This is a genomic window from Roseomonas gilardii (assembly GCF_001941945.1).
Lineage (GTDB): Bacteria > Pseudomonadota > Alphaproteobacteria > Acetobacterales > Acetobacteraceae > Roseomonas.
Genome location: NZ_CP015583.1, coordinates 3,718,324 through 3,736,292 on the forward strand (window position 1 = coordinate 3,718,324; position 17,969 = coordinate 3,736,292).

A 17,969-nucleotide genomic window follows, 5' to 3' on the forward strand; every position below is an offset into this window, starting at 1 on the left:
GGGCCGGCGGCAGCCCTCCGCCCGAAGACTCCGGCTGCCGCCCCCTCCGTGACGCTCCTTCCTATCCTTCCAGGCTGCCCGTCACATCGTCGAACAGCTCGTCCATCGAGAGCTTCCGCGGGATGATCTTCTGCTCATGGGCCCAGTCGATGGCGAGCTGGATGCCCTTGCGGTTGGCCTCGAAGCCCATGGGCGGAAAGGGGTCCGGCAGGCCGCCCTCGGTCAGCCGCCGGCTCTCGCCGATCATGCGGTAGATCTCGCGGACAATGTCCGGCCGCTTCTTCACGAGATCCTCGTGCACGACGAACAGGTGGTTGATCGGCACCACGCCCTCGCGTGCGTACCAGTCCCGCGCGGCGGCCTGCGCGTTGGGGATCAGCCGTTCGACACGCGGGTCCTTGGGAAGGTCCACGCCCTGGAGCGTCGCCGCGAGTTCGCCATCGAGCATCATCTGGCCGATGTCGGACCCCTTGGGCAGGCGCTCGCAGTTCGGCGGGTCGGAATACTCGGCGAGATGCCCCTCGCCGACCGTGCACCAGGTCACCTTGTCGAGATCGACGCCGTACTCGTGCTGGAGGACGCCGCGGACCCACAGACCGGTCGTCTGCGCATAGGTGCGCACGCCGACGCGCCTGCCTTCGATATCCTTTGGGTTCAGGTGGCCGAGCTCGCGGTTGAAGCCGGCGCAATGGTGCTGGAAGCGCCCCGAGATAGGCGCCGGCAAGGCGAGGAAGGGCTTCCCGTAGACCTTGGCCTGCAGGTAGGTGACGATCGCCAGCTCGCCCGCGTCGAACCTGTTCTCGCGCAGCATCGGCTTAAAGCCGTCATGGGCCTGCACCGGGCCGCAATACTCCAGATCCACGATATCGGACGTCACGCGCCCGTCCTTCATCGCCCTGGTCTGCGGGTAGTCGGCCAGGTTGGTCTTCAGCGTCATCACCGCCGTGGTCACCATGCGTCCCTCTCCTTGCCTCGGTTAGAGCTTGACTTCGATCGGCACCGGGCCCTCCGCCGCGACGGAGGGCACGCTCTCCGGGCGGATATCGCCGGCAGGCGGAAGCCGGCCGCCGCACAAGGCGGCGGGGCTCCCGGCGCCGTTCGTCAGTAGCCCGCCAGTTCCCGGCCCTGTCCGACCACGCCGTAGCTGCGGCTGGGCGCCGACATCAGGAACCGGTAGCCTTCCTGGAGCAGCCGCTCGACATTCTTCGCGGTCACATGCGGGTTGCCGACCACCACCTTGTGCCTGTGGCAGGTCTCCGCGATCCTGCGCATCGCATCGACGACCACCGGATGCTCGTACTGGCGCGGATAGCCCAGCTCCTGGCTCAGATCGCCCTCGCCGATCAGGCAGAAGCCGATGCCGGGCACGTTCGCCAGCATGTCGTCCAGATTCTCGATCGCCGTCGTGCTCTCGATCATCAGCCCGACCAGCAGCTCGCCCTGCGGCGCCAGCGGCCAGACATCCGCCTTCGCGTAGTACTCCGTCTGGGTCAGCCCCCAGTAGCGCGCCGCCGCCGCCGGGCCGTCGCCGCGCACGCCCTTGGGCTCGTACAGCGGCGCATCCTTCGGGCGGGCATAGCGGCAGGAGGCGACGGCGTTGTAGGCCTGTTCGACGGTATGGACATGCGGCCAGACCACGCCATAGACGCCGCGGTCGAGCACCTGCTTGGCGAAGGCCTGGTTCATCTCGATGCCGTTGGCGGGGATGCGCGCGAGTGGCGTCACCGACGGCGCGACCGAGCCGGAAGCGGCGATCTGCTTGCGGTTGAGCATGTACTGGAGCGCATCGCCCAGCCCGGCGACGTCGTAGGGATTGTGCTCCATCTCATAGACGATGCCGTCATAGGGCGCGTCGGTCATCTCGGTCGCGGTCTGCCTGTCCACCTTGGCGAAGGCGGTGAAGGCGGGCTTGCCCTGTTCCCATGCCCGGATGACGCCATTGAGACGTTGGCTGTCGGTCATCGCTGTATCCCCGTGAGCTGGTTGCGGAGCCTAGAGCATCGCCCGGCGGCGCGCCGATTGGTATGGCCGGGCATGCGATTGAATCTGCGTCCGCTCGCCCGAAGGGCGCGAGGCCCATGGAGGCCGTTGCATCCTGCGGCGCGGCGGGCCTCGTGCGGATGCGACGCCCGGCCCAGGGCTTCGCCGGAGGCCCGCGCGACGGCCATCATTTCTGCCCCGGGCGCGATTGATTCCCCGGCCGCTCCCGGCGACTGCCGGACCCCGTCTGCTATGCAGGCACCTTCCGGGGCAGAGACCGACACGGCGCACCGCCCCGCAGGACCCGCGGAGGAACGGCCATGAAGATCCAGAACGATCCGCCAGGTTGGAACACGCCCGTCGCCCGGCGCATGGCATCGAGGCGATCGCTCCTCGCTGCTTCCCTGGGTGCATCGGCCCTTGGTGCCTTCGGCCTGCGCGACGCCGCGCATGCGCAGCCCGGCTTCCCGAACAAGCCGATCCGCATCATCGTGAACAACGCGCCCGGCGGCGTGGGCGACCTGGTGGTGCGGCTGACGGCGCAGAAGCTGTCCAAGGCCGTCGGCCAGCCGGTGGTGGTGGACAACCGCGCGGGCGCGGGCGGCATCCTCGCGGGGAACCAGCTGATGGCCTCGGCACCCGACGGTTACACGCTGATGACCTCCGGCAACGCCACGGCGATCCGGCCTTCCCTGTTCAAGTCCTATCCCTTCGACATCCAGAAGGATTTCGCCAGCGTCACCACCCTGGCCTTCTTCCCGATCGCCATCGTGGTGGCATCCAGCTCGCCTCTCCGCACCGCGGCGGATTTCCTGCGGCAGGCGCGGCAGGACGGCGGCAACATGAACATCGGGACCATCGCCGTCGGCAGCACGCAGTTCCTGGCGGCGGAGATGTTCAAGTCCCTCGCCGGCTCGCCCGCCACCACCGTGCCGTTCAACTCGACGCCCCAGCTGATCAACGCGCTGCTGCGCGGCGACGTGCAGGTGGGTTTCGAAACGCTGGGGCCGCTCTGGTCGCAGATGCAGGGCGGGGAGCTGCGCGTGCTGGCGGTGACGCAGGCGAAGCGGGTGGTCAACCTGCCGGACGTGCCGACGCTCATCGAGACCGGCCTGCCGGACTTCGACGTCGCATCCTGGAACTCCCTCGTCGCGCCGGCCGGCACGCCGATCGAGATCCGGCAGAGGCTGAGCAGGGAGGTCAACGCCATCCTCCGCATGCCCGATGTGGAGAAGATCCTGCTGGAGGCCGGGGTGGAGCCGCGCGGCTCCACCCCGGAAGATCTGGATGCGCTGACCGCGAAGGAGATGGAGCGCTGGCGCGTCGTGATCGAGAAGGCGGGCATCGAGAAGCAATAGGCCGCCGGATCACAACCTCTGCGGCCACGGCTAGGCAGCCGGGGGATGCGGGACCAGATCCCGGGCGTGAAGGCAGGGGGGACCGCCCCGGCCAGGAGCGCCAAGGAGGGTTCGGGGCATGGACAGTCCCGCGGGCTACGGCATCGTCAGCCGCACGCTGCACTGGCTGATGGCCGCCTGCTTCGCCTGGCACTTCGCCGGCGCCCTGCTCTATGTCACCGTGCCCGAAGCCGGGGTGACGAAACTCGTCGGCAGCACGCATTTCACCATGGGCTTCACGCTGCTCGTGCTCGTGCTGCTGCGCGGCGCCTGGGGGTTGCTGAACATTCGGCGCCGCCCGCCGCATCCGGGCCGGCTGGGGCACCTCGCGACCATGGGGCACCTGGTGCTCTACGCGCTGATGATCCTCATCCCCAGTTTGGCGCTGTTGCGGCAATACGGGTCGGGAGAGCCCTTCACGCCCTATGGCATTCCGGTGATGCGCGGCTTCGAGGGCAAGATCGCCTGGATGATGGCGCCGGGCGACCTGCTGCACAGCTTCCTGGGTTGGGTGCTGCTGGCGCTCATTCTGGGCCATGTCGCGATGGCCCTGGTGCACCGCTACCTCTGGCACGACGACGTGCTGGGCCTGATGACACGCGGCCGCCGTCGGCGCGTCTGAAGCGCGCCCTCCGACGCCCCCCCCGCCGGAGAGGGCGGCTTCTGTCAGGCCACCGGGGCGGTGGCGGCCTCCCGCGTTTCGGCCTCGTCGAAGGTGCCGGGCAGCGGTTCCGGCTGCGGTGCCGAGCCGGGTTCCGGCGTCCGGTCGCCCTCCCACTTGCCGACCACGGCCGCCGCCAGGGAATTGCCGATGACGTTGGTGGCGGACCGGCCCATGTCCAGGAACTGGTCGATGCCGATGATCAGCAGCAGCCCGGCCTCGGGGATGTTGAAGGTGGAGAGCGTGGCCGCGATCACCACCAGCGAGGCGCGCGGCACGCCGGCCATGCCCTTGCTGGTCAGCATGAGCACCAGCAGCATGACCGCCTGCTGCCCCCAGGTGAGGTCGATATTGTAGGCCTGGGCGATGAAGACGACGGCGAAGGTGCAGTACATCATCGAGCCGTCGAGGTTGAAGGAATAGCCCAGCGGCAGCACGAAGCTGATCACCTTCGGGCTCACGCCGAATCGCGCGAGCTGCTCCATCAGGCGCGGATAGGCGGCCTCGCTGCTGGCGGTGCTGAAGGCCAGCAGGAAGGGCTGCCGCACCAGCGAGACCAGCTCGATCACCCGCCGCCCGAAGAACAGGAAGCCCACCGCCGTCAGCAGGCACCAGAGGATCGCCAGGCCGAGATAGAATTCCGCCACGAACTTGCCGTAGGTGACGAGGATGCCCAGCCCCTGCGTGGTCACGATCGCCGCCATGGAGGCGAAGACCGCCAGCGGCGCCATCAGCATGACATAGCCGGTGACGCGCAGGATGATGTGCGAGAGCGCCTCGATCCATACCACCACGGGGCGCGCCTTCTCCCCCAGCGCGGCGGCGGCCACGCCGAAGAGCAGCGAGAAGACGACGATCTGCAGGATCTCGTTGCGCGCCATGGCGTCGAAGATCGAGACGGGCACGAGATGCGCCACGAAGTCCCGCAGCGTGAGCGAGGAGGCCTGGACGCTGCTCGTCGCCCCGGCCGCGGGCAGCGGCAGGTCCAGGCTGGCCCCCGGCTGCAGGAGGTTGACGAGGAGTAGTCCCAGCAGTAGCGAGACCAGCGATGCGGTGACGAACCACAGCATCGCCTTGCCCCCGATCCGCCCCACCGCCCCGACATCGCCCATATGCGCGACGCCCACGACCAGGGTGGAGAAGACCAGCGGTGCGATGATCATCTTGATCAGGCGCAGGAAGATGTCGCTGATCAGCGAGATGTAGCCGGCGATGGCGCGGGAGGTGTTCGGATCGGGCCAGACCTCGTGACAGGCATAGCCGACGCCGATGCCGAGCAGCATGGCGACGAGGATGTAGGTGGTCAGTCTCTGCATGGTGTGGTCTTCATTCTTCGTTCGGCAGGCTGGAATGGCATGGAGCCCGGAGCGGGCCCTGTTAGGGATCACTTCCCTGCGATGCCAGGGTGATTGGCTGAATTTCCTTCCCTCTCCCGGCCGGCGACCGGATCGCCGCCGGCGCCTGGCAGGCGACCCTTGACAGCTTCCGAGAGCCAGGAGGATCGTCCTGGAAACCGAATCCGGCCCCGGCACTCCAGTGCATGGTTACAGAACAGAACCGAAACGGTTCGCCCGAGGAAAACGCCGTGTCTCCGCCCTTGCCGCCTTTCTCCTGAGCCGCTCCCCATCGACGGGGGGCTCCGGGCGGCGCCTGTAGCCCTGCCTGCTCAGGCGCTGGAAGCGGAGCGCCAGAACAATCCGAACGGAGCAACGCATGTCCACCGGTCCTCTGCCCACCTTCGAGTTTCGCACGGTCCCCTCGGTCCAGGTCGAATGGGGTGGGGCGAAACGCCTGGGCGAGATGCTGGCCGCCCGCTACGGCGGGCGCCGCGTCCTGGTGGTGACGGATGCGGGGCTGGTGAAGGCAGGGTTGCTCGCTCCCGTCCTGGCCGGGCTGGAGGCGCAGGGTTTCCATGCCGCCGTCTTCGACGCGGTGGTGGCGGACCCGCCGGAATCCGTGCTGCTCGACTGCGTGCGGCAGGGGCGCGAGGCCGGGGCTGAGATCGTGCTCGGCCTGGGCGGCGGCTCCTCGCTCGATGTCGCCAAGCTGGCCGCGGTGCTGCTGGTCGCGGAGCAGGAGTTGTCGCAGATCTACGGCATCGGCAAGGTGACGGGCTCCCGCCTGCCGCTGGTGCTGGTGCCCACCACCGCCGGCACGGGGTCAGAGGTCACCAACATCTCCATCCTCACCACCGGCGAGACCACCAAGATGGGCGTGGTGGCGCCGCAGCTCTATGCGGATGCGGTGCTGCTGGACGCGGAGCTGACGCTGGGCCTGCCGGCGCTGCACACCGCCGCCACCGGCATCGACGCCATGGTCCATGCGATCGAGGCCTATACCAGCCGGCACAAGAAGAACCCGCTCTCCGACGCCCTGGCGCGGGAGGCGCTGCGCCTGCTCGGCGGCAACCTCCTCGCCGCCTGCCGGGACGGGCGGGACCGCGCGGCACGCGAGGCCATGCTGCTCGGTGCCATGCTGGCGGGCCAGGCCTTCGCCAACGCGCCGGTCGCGGCGGTGCATGCGCTGGCCTATCCGCTGGGCGGGCACTACCACGTGCCGCACGGCCTCTCCAACGCGCTGATGCTGGGGCCGGTGCTGCGCTTCAACGCCCGTGCCGCCGCGCCCCTCTATGCCGAACTCGACACCGTGCTGAACGGTCCCGGCGCGGGCGGGTCCGAGGAACGCGCCCTGCATTTCGTGGACAGCATGCAGCGGCTGATGGATGGCAGCGGCGCACCGCGGCGCCTGCGCGATGTGGGCGTCACCGACAACAGCCTCGCCATGCTCGCCGCCGATGCGATGAAGCAGACGCGGCTGCTGGTGAACAACCCGGTGGAGGTGACGGAGGCCGACGCCCTCGCCCTCTACCGCGAAGCCTTCTGAGGCGACGGAACAACGATCAGCGACAGGGAAACGCCATGAGCGATATCCGGCTCTATATGCTCCAGTCGGGCACGCTGAAGTGCAAGGTCCACAACATCAAGATGAACCAGGGCGACGGCGCGCCCTACGAGATCCCCGTGCCCTTCTTCCTGATCACCCATCCGCAGGGCCACACCATCATCGATGGCGGCAATGCGGTGGAGGTCGCCACCGACGCGCGGGGCCACTGGGGCGGCATCTGCGACGTGTACTGGCCGGAGATGAAGCCCGAGGAAGGCTGCGTCGCGCAACTGGAACGCCTCGGCATCCGGCCGCAGGACGTGCGCTTCGTGCTGCAATCCCACCTGCATCTCGACCATACCGGCGCGATCGGCCGCTTCCCCAACGCCACGCATGTGGTGCAGCGGGCGGAATACGAATACGCCTTCACCCCGGACTGGTTCGCCGCCGGCGGCTATATCCGCAAGGATTTCGACCGCCCCGGCCTGCGCTGGGAGTTCCTGAACGGCACGGCCGACGACCATTTCGACCTCTATGGCGACGGCACGCTCACCACGGTCTTCACCCCGGGCCATGCGCCGGGGCACCAGAGCTTCCTGGTCCGCCTGCCGAAGTCCGGGCCGATGCTGCTGACCGTGGATGCCGCCTATACCACCGACCACTGGGAGGAGAAGGCGCTGCCCGGCTTCCTCGCCTCCACGGTGGACACGGTGCGCTCCGTGCAGAAGCTGCGCCACCTGGCGGAGCGCACGAAGGCCCAGGTGGTGACCGGCCATGACCCGGATGCCTGGCCCGGCTTCCGCAAGGCCCCGGAATACTACGACTGATGCCCGGCTTCACCTTCCTTTCCGTCCCCCGCATCGTCGCGGAGACGGGTGGCCTGGACCGGCTGGGCACGCTGATGGCCGGGTTGGGCGCGCGGCGTGTCGCCATCGTCTGCGACCGCGGCATCGTGGAGGGCGGGCTGGCGGCGCGCGCCCGTTCCGCCCTCACCGCCGCTGGCCTCACCGCGCGCGTGCTCGATGGCGTGCAGGCCGATCCGCCGGTGGCCGTGGTGCGCGCCACCCTGGCCGCCGCGCGGGACTTCGCGGCGGATGGCGTGGTCGGCCTCGGCGGCGGCAGCTCGCTCGACACGGCGAAGCTGGTGGCGCTGCTGCTGCGCTCCGACCAGGCGATCGAGGATCTCTACGGCCAGGACAAGGCGCGCGGGCAGCGCGTGCCGCTGATCCAGGTGCCGACCACCGCCGGGACCGGCTCCGAGGTCACCTGGGCCTCGGTCGTCACCAGCGAGCGCAACGAGAAGCAGGCGATCTACGCGCCGCAGCTCCTGCCCGACATCGCCCTGCTGGATGCGGGGCTGACGCTGGGCATGCCGCCGCGCGTCACCGCCGCGACCGGCCTGGATGCGATGGTCCATGCCATCGAGGCCTATACCAGCCGCACGCGCAAGAACCCGGTCTCCGACGCGCTGGCGGTGAAGGCGCTGGCGCTGCTCGGCGGCAACCTGCGCCGCGTGGTGGCGGATGGCACGGACCTCCAGGCACGTGAGGCGATGCTGGAAGGCGCGATGCTGGCCGGCATGGCCTTCGTCAACGCCTCCGTCGCGGCGGTGCATGCGTTGTCCTACCCGCTCGGGGCGCGCTTCCATGTGCCACACGGGCACAGCAACGCGCTGGTGATGGGGCCGGTCTTCCGCTTCAATCTGCCCGCGGCGGCGCAAGCCTATGCCGAACTGGCCCCCTGCCTGCTGCCCGGCCGCCGCTTCGCCAGCGCGGGGGAGGCCGCCGAGGCCTTCGTCGCCACGCTGGAGGAACTCGTCGGCAGCGTCGGCCTCGAAACGCGGATGAGCCAACTTGGCGTCGCTGAGACGGACCTTCCCGGCATGGCGGAGGAGGTGGTCGGCGGGCTGCAACGCCTGCTCGCCAACAACCCGCGCGACATGGCACGCGAGGATGTCGTCGCGATGTACCGCGCGGTGCTGTAGCGGCGCGGCCGGCCGGCGCGTTTCCCCCGGGACATGGCAAGCGGGGCTGCGCCTCAGTACTGTTTGTAGGGCAGGAACTTGCCGCTCATGGTGATGCTCACGCGGTCGCCGGCATTGTTGGGCTCGCGTTGCAGGTCCATGCGGAAGTCGATGGCGCTCATGATGCCATCGCCGAATTCCTCGTGGATCAGGGCCTTGAAGGTCGTGCCATAGACCGAGACCAGCTCGTAGAAGCGGTAGATCAGCGGATCGGTCGGCACCTGCGTCGGCAGCGAGCCGCGATAGGGCGGCTGCTGCAACAGCTTGGTCTCGTAGTCGTCGAGGCCGAGTTCCGCCCCGATCGCCTCCGCCGCTGGCCTGGGCAGGGGCATCTGCCCCATCAGGGCCGCGGTCACGTATTCCTTGCTCAGCCCTCCGGCCAGGGCGGTAAGGCCTGCCCAGGTGAGGTCCCGCTCGATCTTGATGCGGACGATCTTCTCGGTGAGGTCTGCGCGTGCCGTCATGGCCCCTGCTGCTCCGGAAGGCGGTTGCGGAGGACCGATCCAACCTGTATTGATAATCATTATCAAATACCGGCCAGCCTCCTCTGCCGGCGTGTCACGACAAGTCCCGTGCGGACAAGTCCCATCCCAGGGGCCCCAGAATGAACGCGATCACGACCCTGCGTGCCCGCACCCGGATCGAGCTTCCGGACCCGCCGCGCCAGTTCGACCGGCTCTGCGAGCATCTGGGCGAGTACGGCGCCACCGTCCGGCGGGAGGAAGGCCTCGCCTGGATCTCGCATCGCCTGGGCCGCACCATGATGACGGTCGAGGGCCGGGCGCTGAGCCTCGATGTCTCCTCCGGCGACGCGGCATCCCTTTCCATGCTGCGCGGCCTCCTGGCCTGGTATGTGGAGAATCTCGAAGAGGGGCTGAAGCCGGACTTCGCCTGGACGGGCGATGGCTGCGACACGGCGCAACTCCCCTATTTCCGCGCCATGCGCGTGGTCTCCAACCATGCCGTCACCCCGCATATGCGCCGCATCCGCCTCGCGGGGGCGGATCTGGCGCGCTTCGCGGTGGGCGGGTTGCATCTGCGCCTGCTGATCCCGCCGCCGGGCGTGCTGGCCCCCGAATGGCCCGTCGCCGGGCCGAATGGCGCGCCCGTCTGGCCGCAGGGGCCGCGTGCCGCCATCCCACGCGTCTATACCATCCGCCGCATCGACCCCGCCGCCGGCTGGATGGACGTGGACATGGTCGTGCATGGCGAGGACGATGACGAGGCGGGCTCAGGCCCCGGCTCGCGCTGGGCGCTGGCGGCGGAGACGGGAGATGTGGTCGGCATCCTCGGCCCCGGCGGCGGCGAGGGGCCGGCAGCGGACTGGGTGGTGCTGGCCGGGGACGAGACCGTCCTGCCCGCCATTGGCCGCATCCTGGAGGAGCTTCCCTCCGGGGCGCGTGGCATCGCCCTGGTCGAGGTTGCGGATGCGCGTGAGGAGCAGGCGCTGGTCCACCCGCCCGGCATCGAGCTGCGCTGGCTGCACCGCGACGGCCTCCCCGCCGGCACGCCCAACCTCCTGCCCGCCGCCCTGCGCGCCCTGTGCTGGCCGGAGAGCGGCAGCATCGCCGCCTGGGCCGCCGCCGAGTTCCAGGTCGCCCAGTCCATGCGCTGCCACCTGCGCGACGAGCGCGGGCTGGACAAGGACCATTGCTACTGCGCTGCCTATTGGCGGCGGGAACGCGGCTGAAGGCAGAGGTTCCGGCGCCGCGCCCGGCCTTTACCCCCGGGGGAGAGGCGCTGCCTCTCCCGCCGGCCCCCCTCACCGCCGGGGACCGAAGCCGGTCCCCGGACCCCGCCTTGAGTGGGCGCCGGTGAGAGCCGTTGGCCTTTCGGCCGATCCCTGGGAACAGGTGGAGACGCGGGGCTCCCGAGAAGAAGGAAAGCATCCTGTCCGTGCTGGTGGTGCCGGCAGCCCGCCGGAGAGCATGGCTCTCCGGCGCGATCCGACCGCGGCGAGCGTCGACTCATCGGGTTCAGGGCCCGCAGGGTCCTGGCGGATAGGGGGTCCGGGGCGAAAGGCGGAGCCTTTCCCCCGGGGCCGGAAGTCACGAGCCGTGGATCACCCCGCGCCGAGCGCCCGCCAGCCGATATCGCGGCGGCAGAAGCCTTCCGGCCAGTCCAGCGCATCCACGGCGGCATAGGCGGCGTCGCGGGCCCCGCGCAGCGTCGGCGCGGTGGCGGTGATGCCCAGCACGCGCCCGCCGGTGGCGAGGACCTCGCCGCCCGGCCCGGCGGAGGTACCGGCGTGATAGACCACCACGCCCGGCACGGCGCCGGCCTCGTCCAGCCCACGGATTGCCGTGTTCTTCACATAGGGGCCAGGATAGCCGCGTGCCGCCATGACCACGACCATGGCGGGGTCGGAGGACCAGCGGAGATCGAAATCCTTCAGTTCCCCATCGCAGGCGGCGAGCAGCGCGGCCAGCAGGTCGGAGCGCAGCCGCGTCATCAGCACCTGGCATTCCGGGTCGCCGAAGCGGACATTGTACTCGATCAGCTTCGGCCCCTGCGCCGTCAGCATCAGCCCGGCGAAGAGCACGCCGCGGAAGGGAGTGCCGCGCCGCGCCATCTCCGCCAGGGTGGGTCGGACGATCCGCTCCATGGCCTCGGCCTGGAGGGCCTCGGTGAAGGCCGGGGCGGGGGAATAGGCGCCCATGCCGCCGGTGTTCGGCCCGGTGTCGCCGTCGCCGACGCGCTTGTGGTCCTGCGCGCCCACCAGCGGCAGGGCATGGGTGCCGTCGCAAAGGGCGAAGAAGGAGACCTCCTCGCCGATCAGGCATTCCTCGACCAGGATCGCGGCGCCCGCCGCGCCGTGGATGCCGCCATCCAGCATGTCGGTGACGGCGGCCTCGGCCTCCTCCAGCGTGGCGGCCACCACCACGCCCTTGCCGGCGGCGAGGCCATCGGCCTTGATCACGATCGGCGCGCCCTTCGCCCGCACATAAGTCAGGGCCCCGGCGCTGTCGGTGAAGCGGGCCCATTCGGCGCCCGGCACCCCGGCGGCCTCGGTGACCTCGCGGGTGAAGCTCTTGGAGCCTTCCAGCCGCGCCGCGGCGGCAGAGGGGCCGAAGCAGCGGATGCCGGCCTCGGCGCAGGCATCGGCCAGGCCCAGGGTCAGCGGCGCTTCAGGGCCGACCACCACGAGGTCCACGCCCTTCTCCCGCGCCAGCGCGACCTGTCCGGCGACATCCTCGGCGGCCACGGGGAGGCATTCGGCGATCCCGGCGATCCCGGCATTGCCGGGGGCGACCCAGAGCTTCGTCAGCAGGGAGGAATCGAGCAGCTTCCGGGCCAGGGCGTGTTCCCGCCCCCCGCCGCCCACCAGCAGCACCTTCATCGCGCGATCTCCACCAGTCGCCCGGCGCCCCAGGGAAGGCCCGGTTTTGTCCATCGCCCCGGCGCGTAGCATAATGGGCGGCGATGAGCGAAACCGCCGCTGCCGCCTCGGCCTCCGCCAAGGCTTCCAACATCCCCGAATACACGGTGGCCGAGATCTCGGGCGCGGTGAAGCGCACGCTGGAGGGCACCTTCGGCCGCGTCCGCATCCGGGGCGAGGTCACGGAATGCCGTCCCTATGGCGCCAACCGCTTCTATTTCTCGCTGAAGGATGAGGGCGGACAGATCCGCGCGGTGATCTGGGCCTGGAGCGCCGGACGCACCGGGATCAGGCCCGAGAACGGCACCGAGGTGATCGCGACCGGCAAGATCACCGCCTATGGCGACCGCTCAACCTACCAGATCGTGGTGGACCGGCTGGACTATGCCGGGGAGGGCGCGCTGCTCGCGCGGGTGGAGCGGCTGCGCAAGGCGCTGGAAGAGGAGGGGCTCTTCGGGGAGGAGCGCAAGCGCCCCCTCCCCACCTTCCCCCGGGTGATCGGCGTGGTGACCAGCGCCCAGGGCGCGGTGATCCAGGACATCCGCACCACCCTGCTGCGGCGCTTTCCCTCCCACATCCTGCTCTGGCCGGTGGCGGTGCAGGGCGTCGGCGCGGCGGAGCAGGTCGCCGCGGCCATTGCCGGCTTCAACGCCCTGCCGGACGGCTTCCCGCGCCCCGACGTGCTGATCGTGGCACGCGGCGGCGGCTCGCTGGAGGACCTGATGGCCTTCAACGAGGAGGCCGTGGTCCGTGCCGCCGCCGCCAGCCATATCCCGCTGATCTCGGCCGTGGGGCACGAGACGGATACGACGCTGATCGACTTCGCCTCGGACCGGCGCGCGCCCACCCCCACCGCCGCCGCCGAACTGGCCGTGCCGTCCCGTACCGAGTTGCTGGCCCAGGTGCAGCAGCGTGCCCTGCGCCTCACCCGCGCCGGGCAGTCGCATCTGGACCAGGTGCGCTACCGCCTCGCCCGTGCCGCCGCCGCCCTGCCGGACCTGCCGGGGATGCTGCTGAACGCCCGCCAGCGTCTCGACGACCGGGGGGAGCGCCTCGCCCTGGCGCCGCGCGTGCTGCTGCGCGACCGCCGGGCGCGGCTGAACGACGCCGCCGCCCGCCTGCTGCACCCGCGTGAGATGCTGGCCGCCCGCCGTGCCCGGCTGCAGCTCCTCGACGCCCGTTCCGGCGCCGCCGTCGCCCGGGTGCTGGACCGCGACAGGCGCCGCTTCGCCCGCCTGCCCGACCCGACGCCGCGCCTGCTCTTCCGGCTGCGGGAGGGACGGCTGGCGCTGGAGGGGCTTTCCGCCCGGCTGGAGGGCGCCTCCTATCAGGGGCTGCTGGCACGCGGCTTCGCGCTGGTGCGCGATGCCGATGGCCGGCCCGTCACCCGGGCGGCCCAGGTCGATCCCGGAGCCCGGCTGCAGATCGAATTCGCCGATGGCATCATCGAGGCCGCCGATACCAGGGGCGCCGCACCGCGCCGCGCCCGCACCGGCAAACCCAAGGACCAGGGCTCCCTGCTGTGATCGCGCGACGTCTGCTGCTGCCCCTGCCGGCCCTGCTGCTCACCCGCTGCGCCGGTTCCGCCGAGTCGCGGCCCGGCGTCGCCTCCGCCCCGATGCTGGAGATGAACCAGGCCGGGTTGACCCAGGGCGGTTTCGTCGCCGGGCGCACCGCGCCGGGCACACGCCTCGTCCTGGAAGGCAAGCCGGTGCCGGTCTCGGCGGATGGCCATTTCGCCCTGGGCTTCCCCCGCGATGCGGGGCCGGAGGCGGCGCTGGGTGTCACCCCCCCTGGCGGCCGTACGGAGATCCGCCGCCTCGCCATCGCGCCCCGGCACTGGGACATCCAGCGGCTGAACGGCCTGCCGCCCCGGCAGGTGACACCGAACGCGCAGGACCTCGCCCGCATCCGCGCCGAACAGGTGCGGATCAACGCCGCCCGCGCGGTGGAAACCCCGGTGGCCCTCTATGCGGCGGGCTTCGACTGGCCCGCACGGGGCCGCATCAGCGGCGTCTATGGCAGCCAGCGGATCCTGAACGGTGAGCCGCGCGCCCCGCATCTGGGGCTGGACATCGCCGTGCCCACCGGCACGCCGGTCGCCCCCATGGCGCCGGGCCGCGTGACCCTGGCGGCCGATCTCTACTTCACCGGCAACACCTTGATCGTCGAGCATGGGCAGGGCGTGGCCAGCCTCTACGCCCATCTGTCGCGAATCGATGTGCGCGAGGGGCAGACGGTGGGACGGGGCGAGAGCATGGCGCATTCCGGCGCCACCGGGCGGGTGACCGGGCCGCATCTGCATCTGGGCTTCTTCGTCCGGGGCGTCTCGATCGATCCGGGTCCCGTGCTGGGGCTGTAGCAGCCCGGCCCGGCGGGGGAGGCGTCAGCCCAGCGGCATCTCCACGACGATCCGGCCCCAGGGCACGTCGCGATCCACCTGGATCCCGTTGGGCTTGCGGGCCAGGGTCAGCAACAGGCGCATGCCGAGGCCACGGCTGCGGACCGGATCGAAATCGGCCGGGAAGCCCCGGCCTTCATCCTCGACCGAGATCCGCGCCACCCCGTCGAGCGGCTGGACCGTGACGGAGACCGTGCCGCACCCGTATTTCAGCGCGTTGGTCACCAGCTCGGTGACGATCAGCCCCAGGGACGTCAACTTGTCCGGCGACAACATCAGGGATTCCGTGGAAAGCCGGATATGCCGGCCCGCGCTCTCGTCCGACAGGCTGCCCCGGAGATCCTCCAGCAGCCCGCCGAGATAGGTGGCGAGATCCGCCTCAGTGACGTCACTGCCTTCATAAAGCCGCTTGTGCACCGCCGCGATGGTCAGCACCCGGCGGGCGGCCTCGCCCAGATGCGCCCGGGCGCTGCCGTCGTTCACATGCCCCGCCTGGAGCTGCAGCAGCGTGTGGACGAGCTGCAGGCTGTTGCGGATGCGGTGGTGCACCTCGCGCATCAGCAGGTCCTGCTGCCGCAGCAGCGCGTCCTTGGCCTCCACGGCCTTCACCCGGTCGGTGACGTCGCGGGAGATGGCGACGAACTGCTCGTCCTCGCCTGTCCCGCCCAGGGGCGCCACCAGCACGTCCCACCATTTCGGCGTGCCCTTGGCGGTGGGGCAGAAGGCCTCGAAATGCCCGATCCCGGTCTGGCGCGCCGCACCGATCGCGGCGCGGACATGCTCCACCTGTTCGACGGGCCAGAGTCTTTCCCAGGGGCAGTTCGCCACCTTGGAGAAATCGTCGATCTCCATCAGGCACAGGCCGTTGTGGTTCATCCGGAGCAGGGTGCCATCGCCCCGCAGCACCTTGATGCAGTCGGGGCTGCTCTCGAAGACGCTCTGCAGCATCGCCTCGCTGCGCGCGAGGGCCACCTGCCGCGCCTGCCGGTCCACCACCGCCGCGATGACGTTGGCCAGGGACTGGAGGAAGGCGATGTCCCGCGGCTCGAAATCCGTGCGGTCGCCGCTGTCCACCTCCAGCACGCCATAGGGCACGGACTGGCCGCTGCCGATCAGCACGTTCAGCGCGCGCTTGACCCCGTGCTCCATCAGCAGGGCGGGTGTGCGCAAGCGGGCTTCCTCCGTCAGGTGGTTGGAGATGACAGGTCGCCCGGTGCGGAAGGCATAGCCCGCGGGGCTTTCCAGGTCCGCCCCCAGCCGGGCATGGCCCACGACCCCGGCATGCCAGCCGACCCCCGCCTGCACCAGGAAGGCATTCTCCCCGGACAGAAAGCGCAAGACCTTGGCGAAGGGCACGTCCAGACCGTCAGCCGCCACCCGGCAGACCTCGTCCAGCGAAGGTTGCAGGCTGTCGCCCCGGAGGGCGAAAAGACCGAATTCGGCGATCAGCTCCTGCTGCCGCAGCCTCTGATGGGCTTCGGCGCGCTGGGGCTCCATATCGGGGGACAGCATGCCGGGAATTCTACACGCTCCCCGCCCCCTGGGAACAGGATAAGACCCGGAGGCCCCGTGCCGGCCTCCGGTCGCCCATGCTCGATGGCCGCGTGGCTCCGGGGGGCAGCGGGGCCCCCGGGGCGTCACCTCGACCATTCGCAGGCGTCGCTCCCGGGCAGGCGCACCGGCAGGCCGGTTCAGCGCTTCGGCGGCGGCGGCAGGTCCGGCTTTCCGCTGGGTGGGCTGGCTCCGAAATGATCGGCCAGTTGCGAGGCGCTATAGGCTTCGGTGAAGCTCTCCTCGATCTCCGGCAGCATCGTCTCGTTCCAGGCGAGCCAGTCCTGTTCCAGGCGCTCGAAGACGGCAGGCTGGCGGGTCTTCAGGTTCGCCCGCTCCATCGGGTCCTCGACCACGTTGAACAGGAAGCTGTTCTCCCCGATCTTCAGGTACTTCAGGTCGCCATCGCGCATCGCCCGCTGGGCGTTGGCCTTGTAGCGCCAGTACAGCCGGCGCGGCACCGGCGCCGCGCCGTCGAGGGCCGGGAGCAGGTCCATCCCATCCGGTGGATAGGCCGAATCGGCCTGCCCGCCGGCGGCGGCCAGCAGGGTGGGCAGCCAGTCCATGCTGGCCATCACCTGCTCCGAGGTGCTGCCGGGCCTGACCCGGGCGGGCCAGCGGATGATGGCGGGGATGCGCAGCCCGCCCTCCAGCAGCTCCGTCTTGCGGCCGTTGAAGGGCCAGACATCCGAGAAACGCTCGCCGCCATTGTCGCTGGTGAAGATGACGATGGTGTCGCGGGCGATCCCCCTCTCCTCCAGCTCCGCCAGCACGCGACCGATCTGCTCGTCCATCGAGACGACCATGCGGCCATAGGTCTTCAGCGTGCCGCCGTCGAAGTTCCGCAGGTCCTTGCCCTTCAGCCGCTCGGATTCCGCCTCGTCACCCGGGGCGACCCAGGGCCAGTGCGGGGCATTGAAGTGCAGGCTGAGGAAGAAGGGCCGGCCGGCCTGCGCGAAGTCCCGCACCACCTCCACCGCCTTCTGGCCGAGCAGTTCGGTGGCATAGCCATGCTGGTCGATGGCCAGGTCGCCATCCCAGAGGTCGGGTTTCCCATCCGTGCCACGATGCGTGTAGTAGTCGATGGTGCCGCCGCGGAAACCCCAGAACCGGTCGTAGCCACTCTTCAGCGGTCCGAACTTCGGTAGGGCGCCCAGGTGCCACTTGCCGACCAGGGCTGTGCTGTAGCCGGCGCGCTTCAGCAGCGAGGGCAGGGTCGGATGCTCCGGCGGCAGGCCAACCTCGTTGGTGCGCGACAGCGGCTCCCACAGCCCGAGGGGCAGCCGGTACTGGTAGCGGCCGGTGATCAGGGCCGTGCGGGTCGCCGAGCAGACGGCGGAACTGGCATAGGCCTGGAGGAAGCGCAGCCCCTGCCCGGCCAGGCCATCCACCGCCGGGGTGCGGAAGGCGCGCTGGCCGTAGCAGGAAACATCCGCCACCCCCAGGTCGTCGGCCATGATGAAGATGATGTTGGGCTGTCGCGTGACGGGCGCAGCCTGGGCCGGGGCCTGAGTCTGGGCCTGTGCGCCGGGCGGCGCCAGGCCGGTGCCCAGGGTGGCCGCGCCCATGGCGCTGGCGGACAGCAATCCGCGCCGACTCATCTCCGTCGTCATTTGTTTTCCTCCCGTGCAGATTAGTTATGCTTCATAATTAACTCGGTCTTTTGTGCCCTGCCAAGGACGGCACCGATCCTG

15 protein-coding genes are annotated in these 17,969 nt (G+C 70.2%); 8 read left to right on the top strand and 7 right to left on the bottom strand.

Annotation, left to right across the window (positions count from 1 at the left end; all coding sequences use genetic code 11):
* Positions 1-61: 61 nt before the first annotated feature.
* Positions 62-955, bottom strand: coding sequence for a substrate-binding domain-containing protein (locus RGI145_RS16885; RefSeq protein WP_075799275.1), 894 nt, complete (start codon positions 953-955; stop codon positions 62-64).
* Between the two features lie 146 nt (positions 956-1,101).
* A complete protein-coding gene (locus tag RGI145_RS16890; RefSeq protein ID WP_075799276.1) occupies positions 1,102-1,962 on the bottom strand; it encodes an HpcH/HpaI aldolase family protein in 861 nt (286 codons plus the stop codon).
* 338 nt (positions 1,963-2,300) lie between these two features.
* On the opposite strand from RGI145_RS16890, the gene RGI145_RS16895 reads away from it, so the two are divergent.
* Together RGI145_RS16895 and RGI145_RS16900 are read left to right on the top strand one after the other, a co-directional pair.
* Entirely contained in the window at positions 2,301-3,338 is a 1,038-nt protein-coding gene (locus RGI145_RS16895) for a Bug family tripartite tricarboxylate transporter substrate binding protein (protein ID WP_237183114.1), read from the top strand.
* A gap of 118 nt (positions 3,339-3,456) precedes the next feature.
* Positions 3,457-3,999, top strand: a complete 543-nt coding sequence (locus RGI145_RS16900; RefSeq protein WP_075799277.1) for a cytochrome b — start codon at positions 3,457-3,459, stop codon at positions 3,997-3,999.
* A 44-nt stretch (positions 4,000-4,043) separates the two neighbouring features.
* Here the strand turns inward: RGI145_RS16900 and RGI145_RS16905 are convergent, their stop codons facing one another.
* Positions 4,044-5,354: a dicarboxylate/amino acid:cation symporter gene (locus RGI145_RS16905; protein WP_075799278.1), complete on the bottom strand. Its 1,311-nt coding sequence runs from the start codon at positions 5,352-5,354 to the stop codon at positions 4,044-4,046.
* Between the two features lie 397 nt (positions 5,355-5,751).
* Between RGI145_RS16905 and RGI145_RS16910 the strand changes: the two genes are divergently transcribed.
* The 3 genes from RGI145_RS16910 to RGI145_RS16920 are packed head-to-tail and all read left to right on the top strand — an operon-like array spanning position 5,752 to position 8,905.
* A complete protein-coding gene (locus RGI145_RS16910) occupies positions 5,752-6,921 on the top strand; it encodes an iron-containing alcohol dehydrogenase (protein ID WP_075799279.1) in 1,170 nt (389 codons plus the stop codon).
* Positions 6,922-6,956: 35 nt separating this feature from the next.
* Positions 6,957-7,748, top strand: coding sequence for an AttM family quorum-quenching N-acyl homoserine lactonase (gene attM / locus RGI145_RS16915; RefSeq protein ID WP_075799280.1), 792 nt, complete (start codon positions 6,957-6,959; stop codon positions 7,746-7,748).
* A complete protein-coding gene (locus RGI145_RS16920; protein ID WP_075799281.1) occupies positions 7,748-8,905 on the top strand; it encodes an iron-containing alcohol dehydrogenase in 1,158 nt (385 codons plus the stop codon). The genes attM and RGI145_RS16920 overlap by 1 nt, the downstream gene beginning before the upstream one ends.
* A 53-nt stretch (positions 8,906-8,958) precedes the next feature.
* Here RGI145_RS16920 and cynS read toward each other — a convergent pair whose 3' ends face one another.
* Positions 8,959-9,408: a cyanase gene (cynS, locus tag RGI145_RS16925; protein WP_075799282.1), complete on the bottom strand. Its 450-nt coding sequence runs from the start codon at positions 9,406-9,408 to the stop codon at positions 8,959-8,961.
* Between the two features lie 140 nt (positions 9,409-9,548).
* Between cynS and RGI145_RS16930 the strand changes: the two genes are divergently transcribed.
* Positions 9,549-10,634 (top strand): siderophore-interacting protein, encoded by a 1,086-nt coding sequence (locus tag RGI145_RS16930; RefSeq protein WP_083670857.1) that lies wholly within the window; start codon positions 9,549-9,551, stop codon positions 10,632-10,634.
* A gap of 372 nt (positions 10,635-11,006) precedes the next feature.
* On the opposite strand, the gene purD is transcribed toward RGI145_RS16930, so the two are convergent.
* Positions 11,007-12,284 (bottom strand): phosphoribosylamine--glycine ligase, encoded by a 1,278-nt coding sequence (gene purD, locus RGI145_RS16935; RefSeq protein ID WP_075799283.1) that lies wholly within the window; start codon positions 12,282-12,284, stop codon positions 11,007-11,009.
* An 83-nt stretch (positions 12,285-12,367) separates the two neighbouring features.
* Between purD and xseA the strand changes: the two genes are divergently transcribed.
* Positions 12,368-13,849 (top strand): exodeoxyribonuclease VII large subunit, encoded by a 1,482-nt coding sequence (gene xseA, locus RGI145_RS16940; protein WP_075799284.1) that lies wholly within the window; start codon positions 12,368-12,370, stop codon positions 13,847-13,849.
* On the top strand, positions 13,846-14,685 hold the full coding sequence (locus tag RGI145_RS16945) for a M23 family metallopeptidase (RefSeq protein ID WP_075799285.1): 840 nt from the start codon (positions 13,846-13,848) through the stop codon (positions 14,683-14,685). The genes xseA and RGI145_RS16945 overlap by 4 nt, the downstream gene beginning before the upstream one ends.
* Before the next feature lie 24 nt (positions 14,686-14,709).
* Here RGI145_RS16945 and RGI145_RS16950 read toward each other — a convergent pair whose 3' ends face one another.
* Entirely contained in the window at positions 14,710-16,236 is a 1,527-nt protein-coding gene (locus RGI145_RS16950) for a sensor histidine kinase (RefSeq protein ID WP_075799286.1), read from the bottom strand.
* A 179-nt stretch (positions 16,237-16,415) separates the two neighbouring features.
* Positions 16,416-17,888, bottom strand: coding sequence for a sulfatase family protein (locus tag RGI145_RS16955; protein ID WP_083670863.1), 1,473 nt, complete (start codon positions 17,886-17,888; stop codon positions 16,416-16,418).
* Positions 17,889-17,969 lie beyond the last annotated feature (81 nt).

Coding starts and splice junctions, on each gene's coding strand:
- RGI145_RS16885 (WP_075799275.1), bottom strand. CDS start 955: ATGGTGACCACGGCGGTGATGACGCTGAAGACCAACCTGGCCGACTAC.
- RGI145_RS16890 (WP_075799276.1), bottom strand. CDS start 1,962: ATGACCGACAGCCAACGTCTCAATGGCGTCATCCGGGCATGGGAACAG.
- RGI145_RS16895 (WP_237183114.1), top strand. CDS start 2,301: ATGAAGATCCAGAACGATCCGCCAGGTTGGAACACGCCCGTCGCCCGG.
- RGI145_RS16900 (WP_075799277.1), top strand. CDS start 3,457: ATGGACAGTCCCGCGGGCTACGGCATCGTCAGCCGCACGCTGCACTGG.
- RGI145_RS16905 (WP_075799278.1), bottom strand. CDS start 5,354: ATGCAGAGACTGACCACCTACATCCTCGTCGCCATGCTGCTCGGCATC.
- RGI145_RS16910 (WP_075799279.1), top strand. CDS start 5,752: ATGTCCACCGGTCCTCTGCCCACCTTCGAGTTTCGCACGGTCCCCTCG.
- attM (WP_075799280.1), top strand. CDS start 6,957: ATGAGCGATATCCGGCTCTATATGCTCCAGTCGGGCACGCTGAAGTGC.
- RGI145_RS16920 (WP_075799281.1), top strand. CDS start 7,748: ATGCCCGGCTTCACCTTCCTTTCCGTCCCCCGCATCGTCGCGGAGACG.
- cynS (WP_075799282.1), bottom strand. CDS start 9,408: ATGACGGCACGCGCAGACCTCACCGAGAAGATCGTCCGCATCAAGATC.
- RGI145_RS16930 (WP_083670857.1), top strand. CDS start 9,549: ATGAACGCGATCACGACCCTGCGTGCCCGCACCCGGATCGAGCTTCCG.
- purD (WP_075799283.1), bottom strand. CDS start 12,284: ATGAAGGTGCTGCTGGTGGGCGGCGGGGGGCGGGAACACGCCCTGGCC.
- xseA (WP_075799284.1), top strand. CDS start 12,368: ATGAGCGAAACCGCCGCTGCCGCCTCGGCCTCCGCCAAGGCTTCCAAC.
- RGI145_RS16950 (WP_075799286.1), bottom strand. CDS start 16,236: ATGCTGTCCCCCGATATGGAGCCCCAGCGCGCCGAAGCCCATCAGAGG.
- RGI145_RS16955 (WP_083670863.1), bottom strand. CDS start 17,888: ATGACGACGGAGATGAGTCGGCGCGGATTGCTGTCCGCCAGCGCCATG.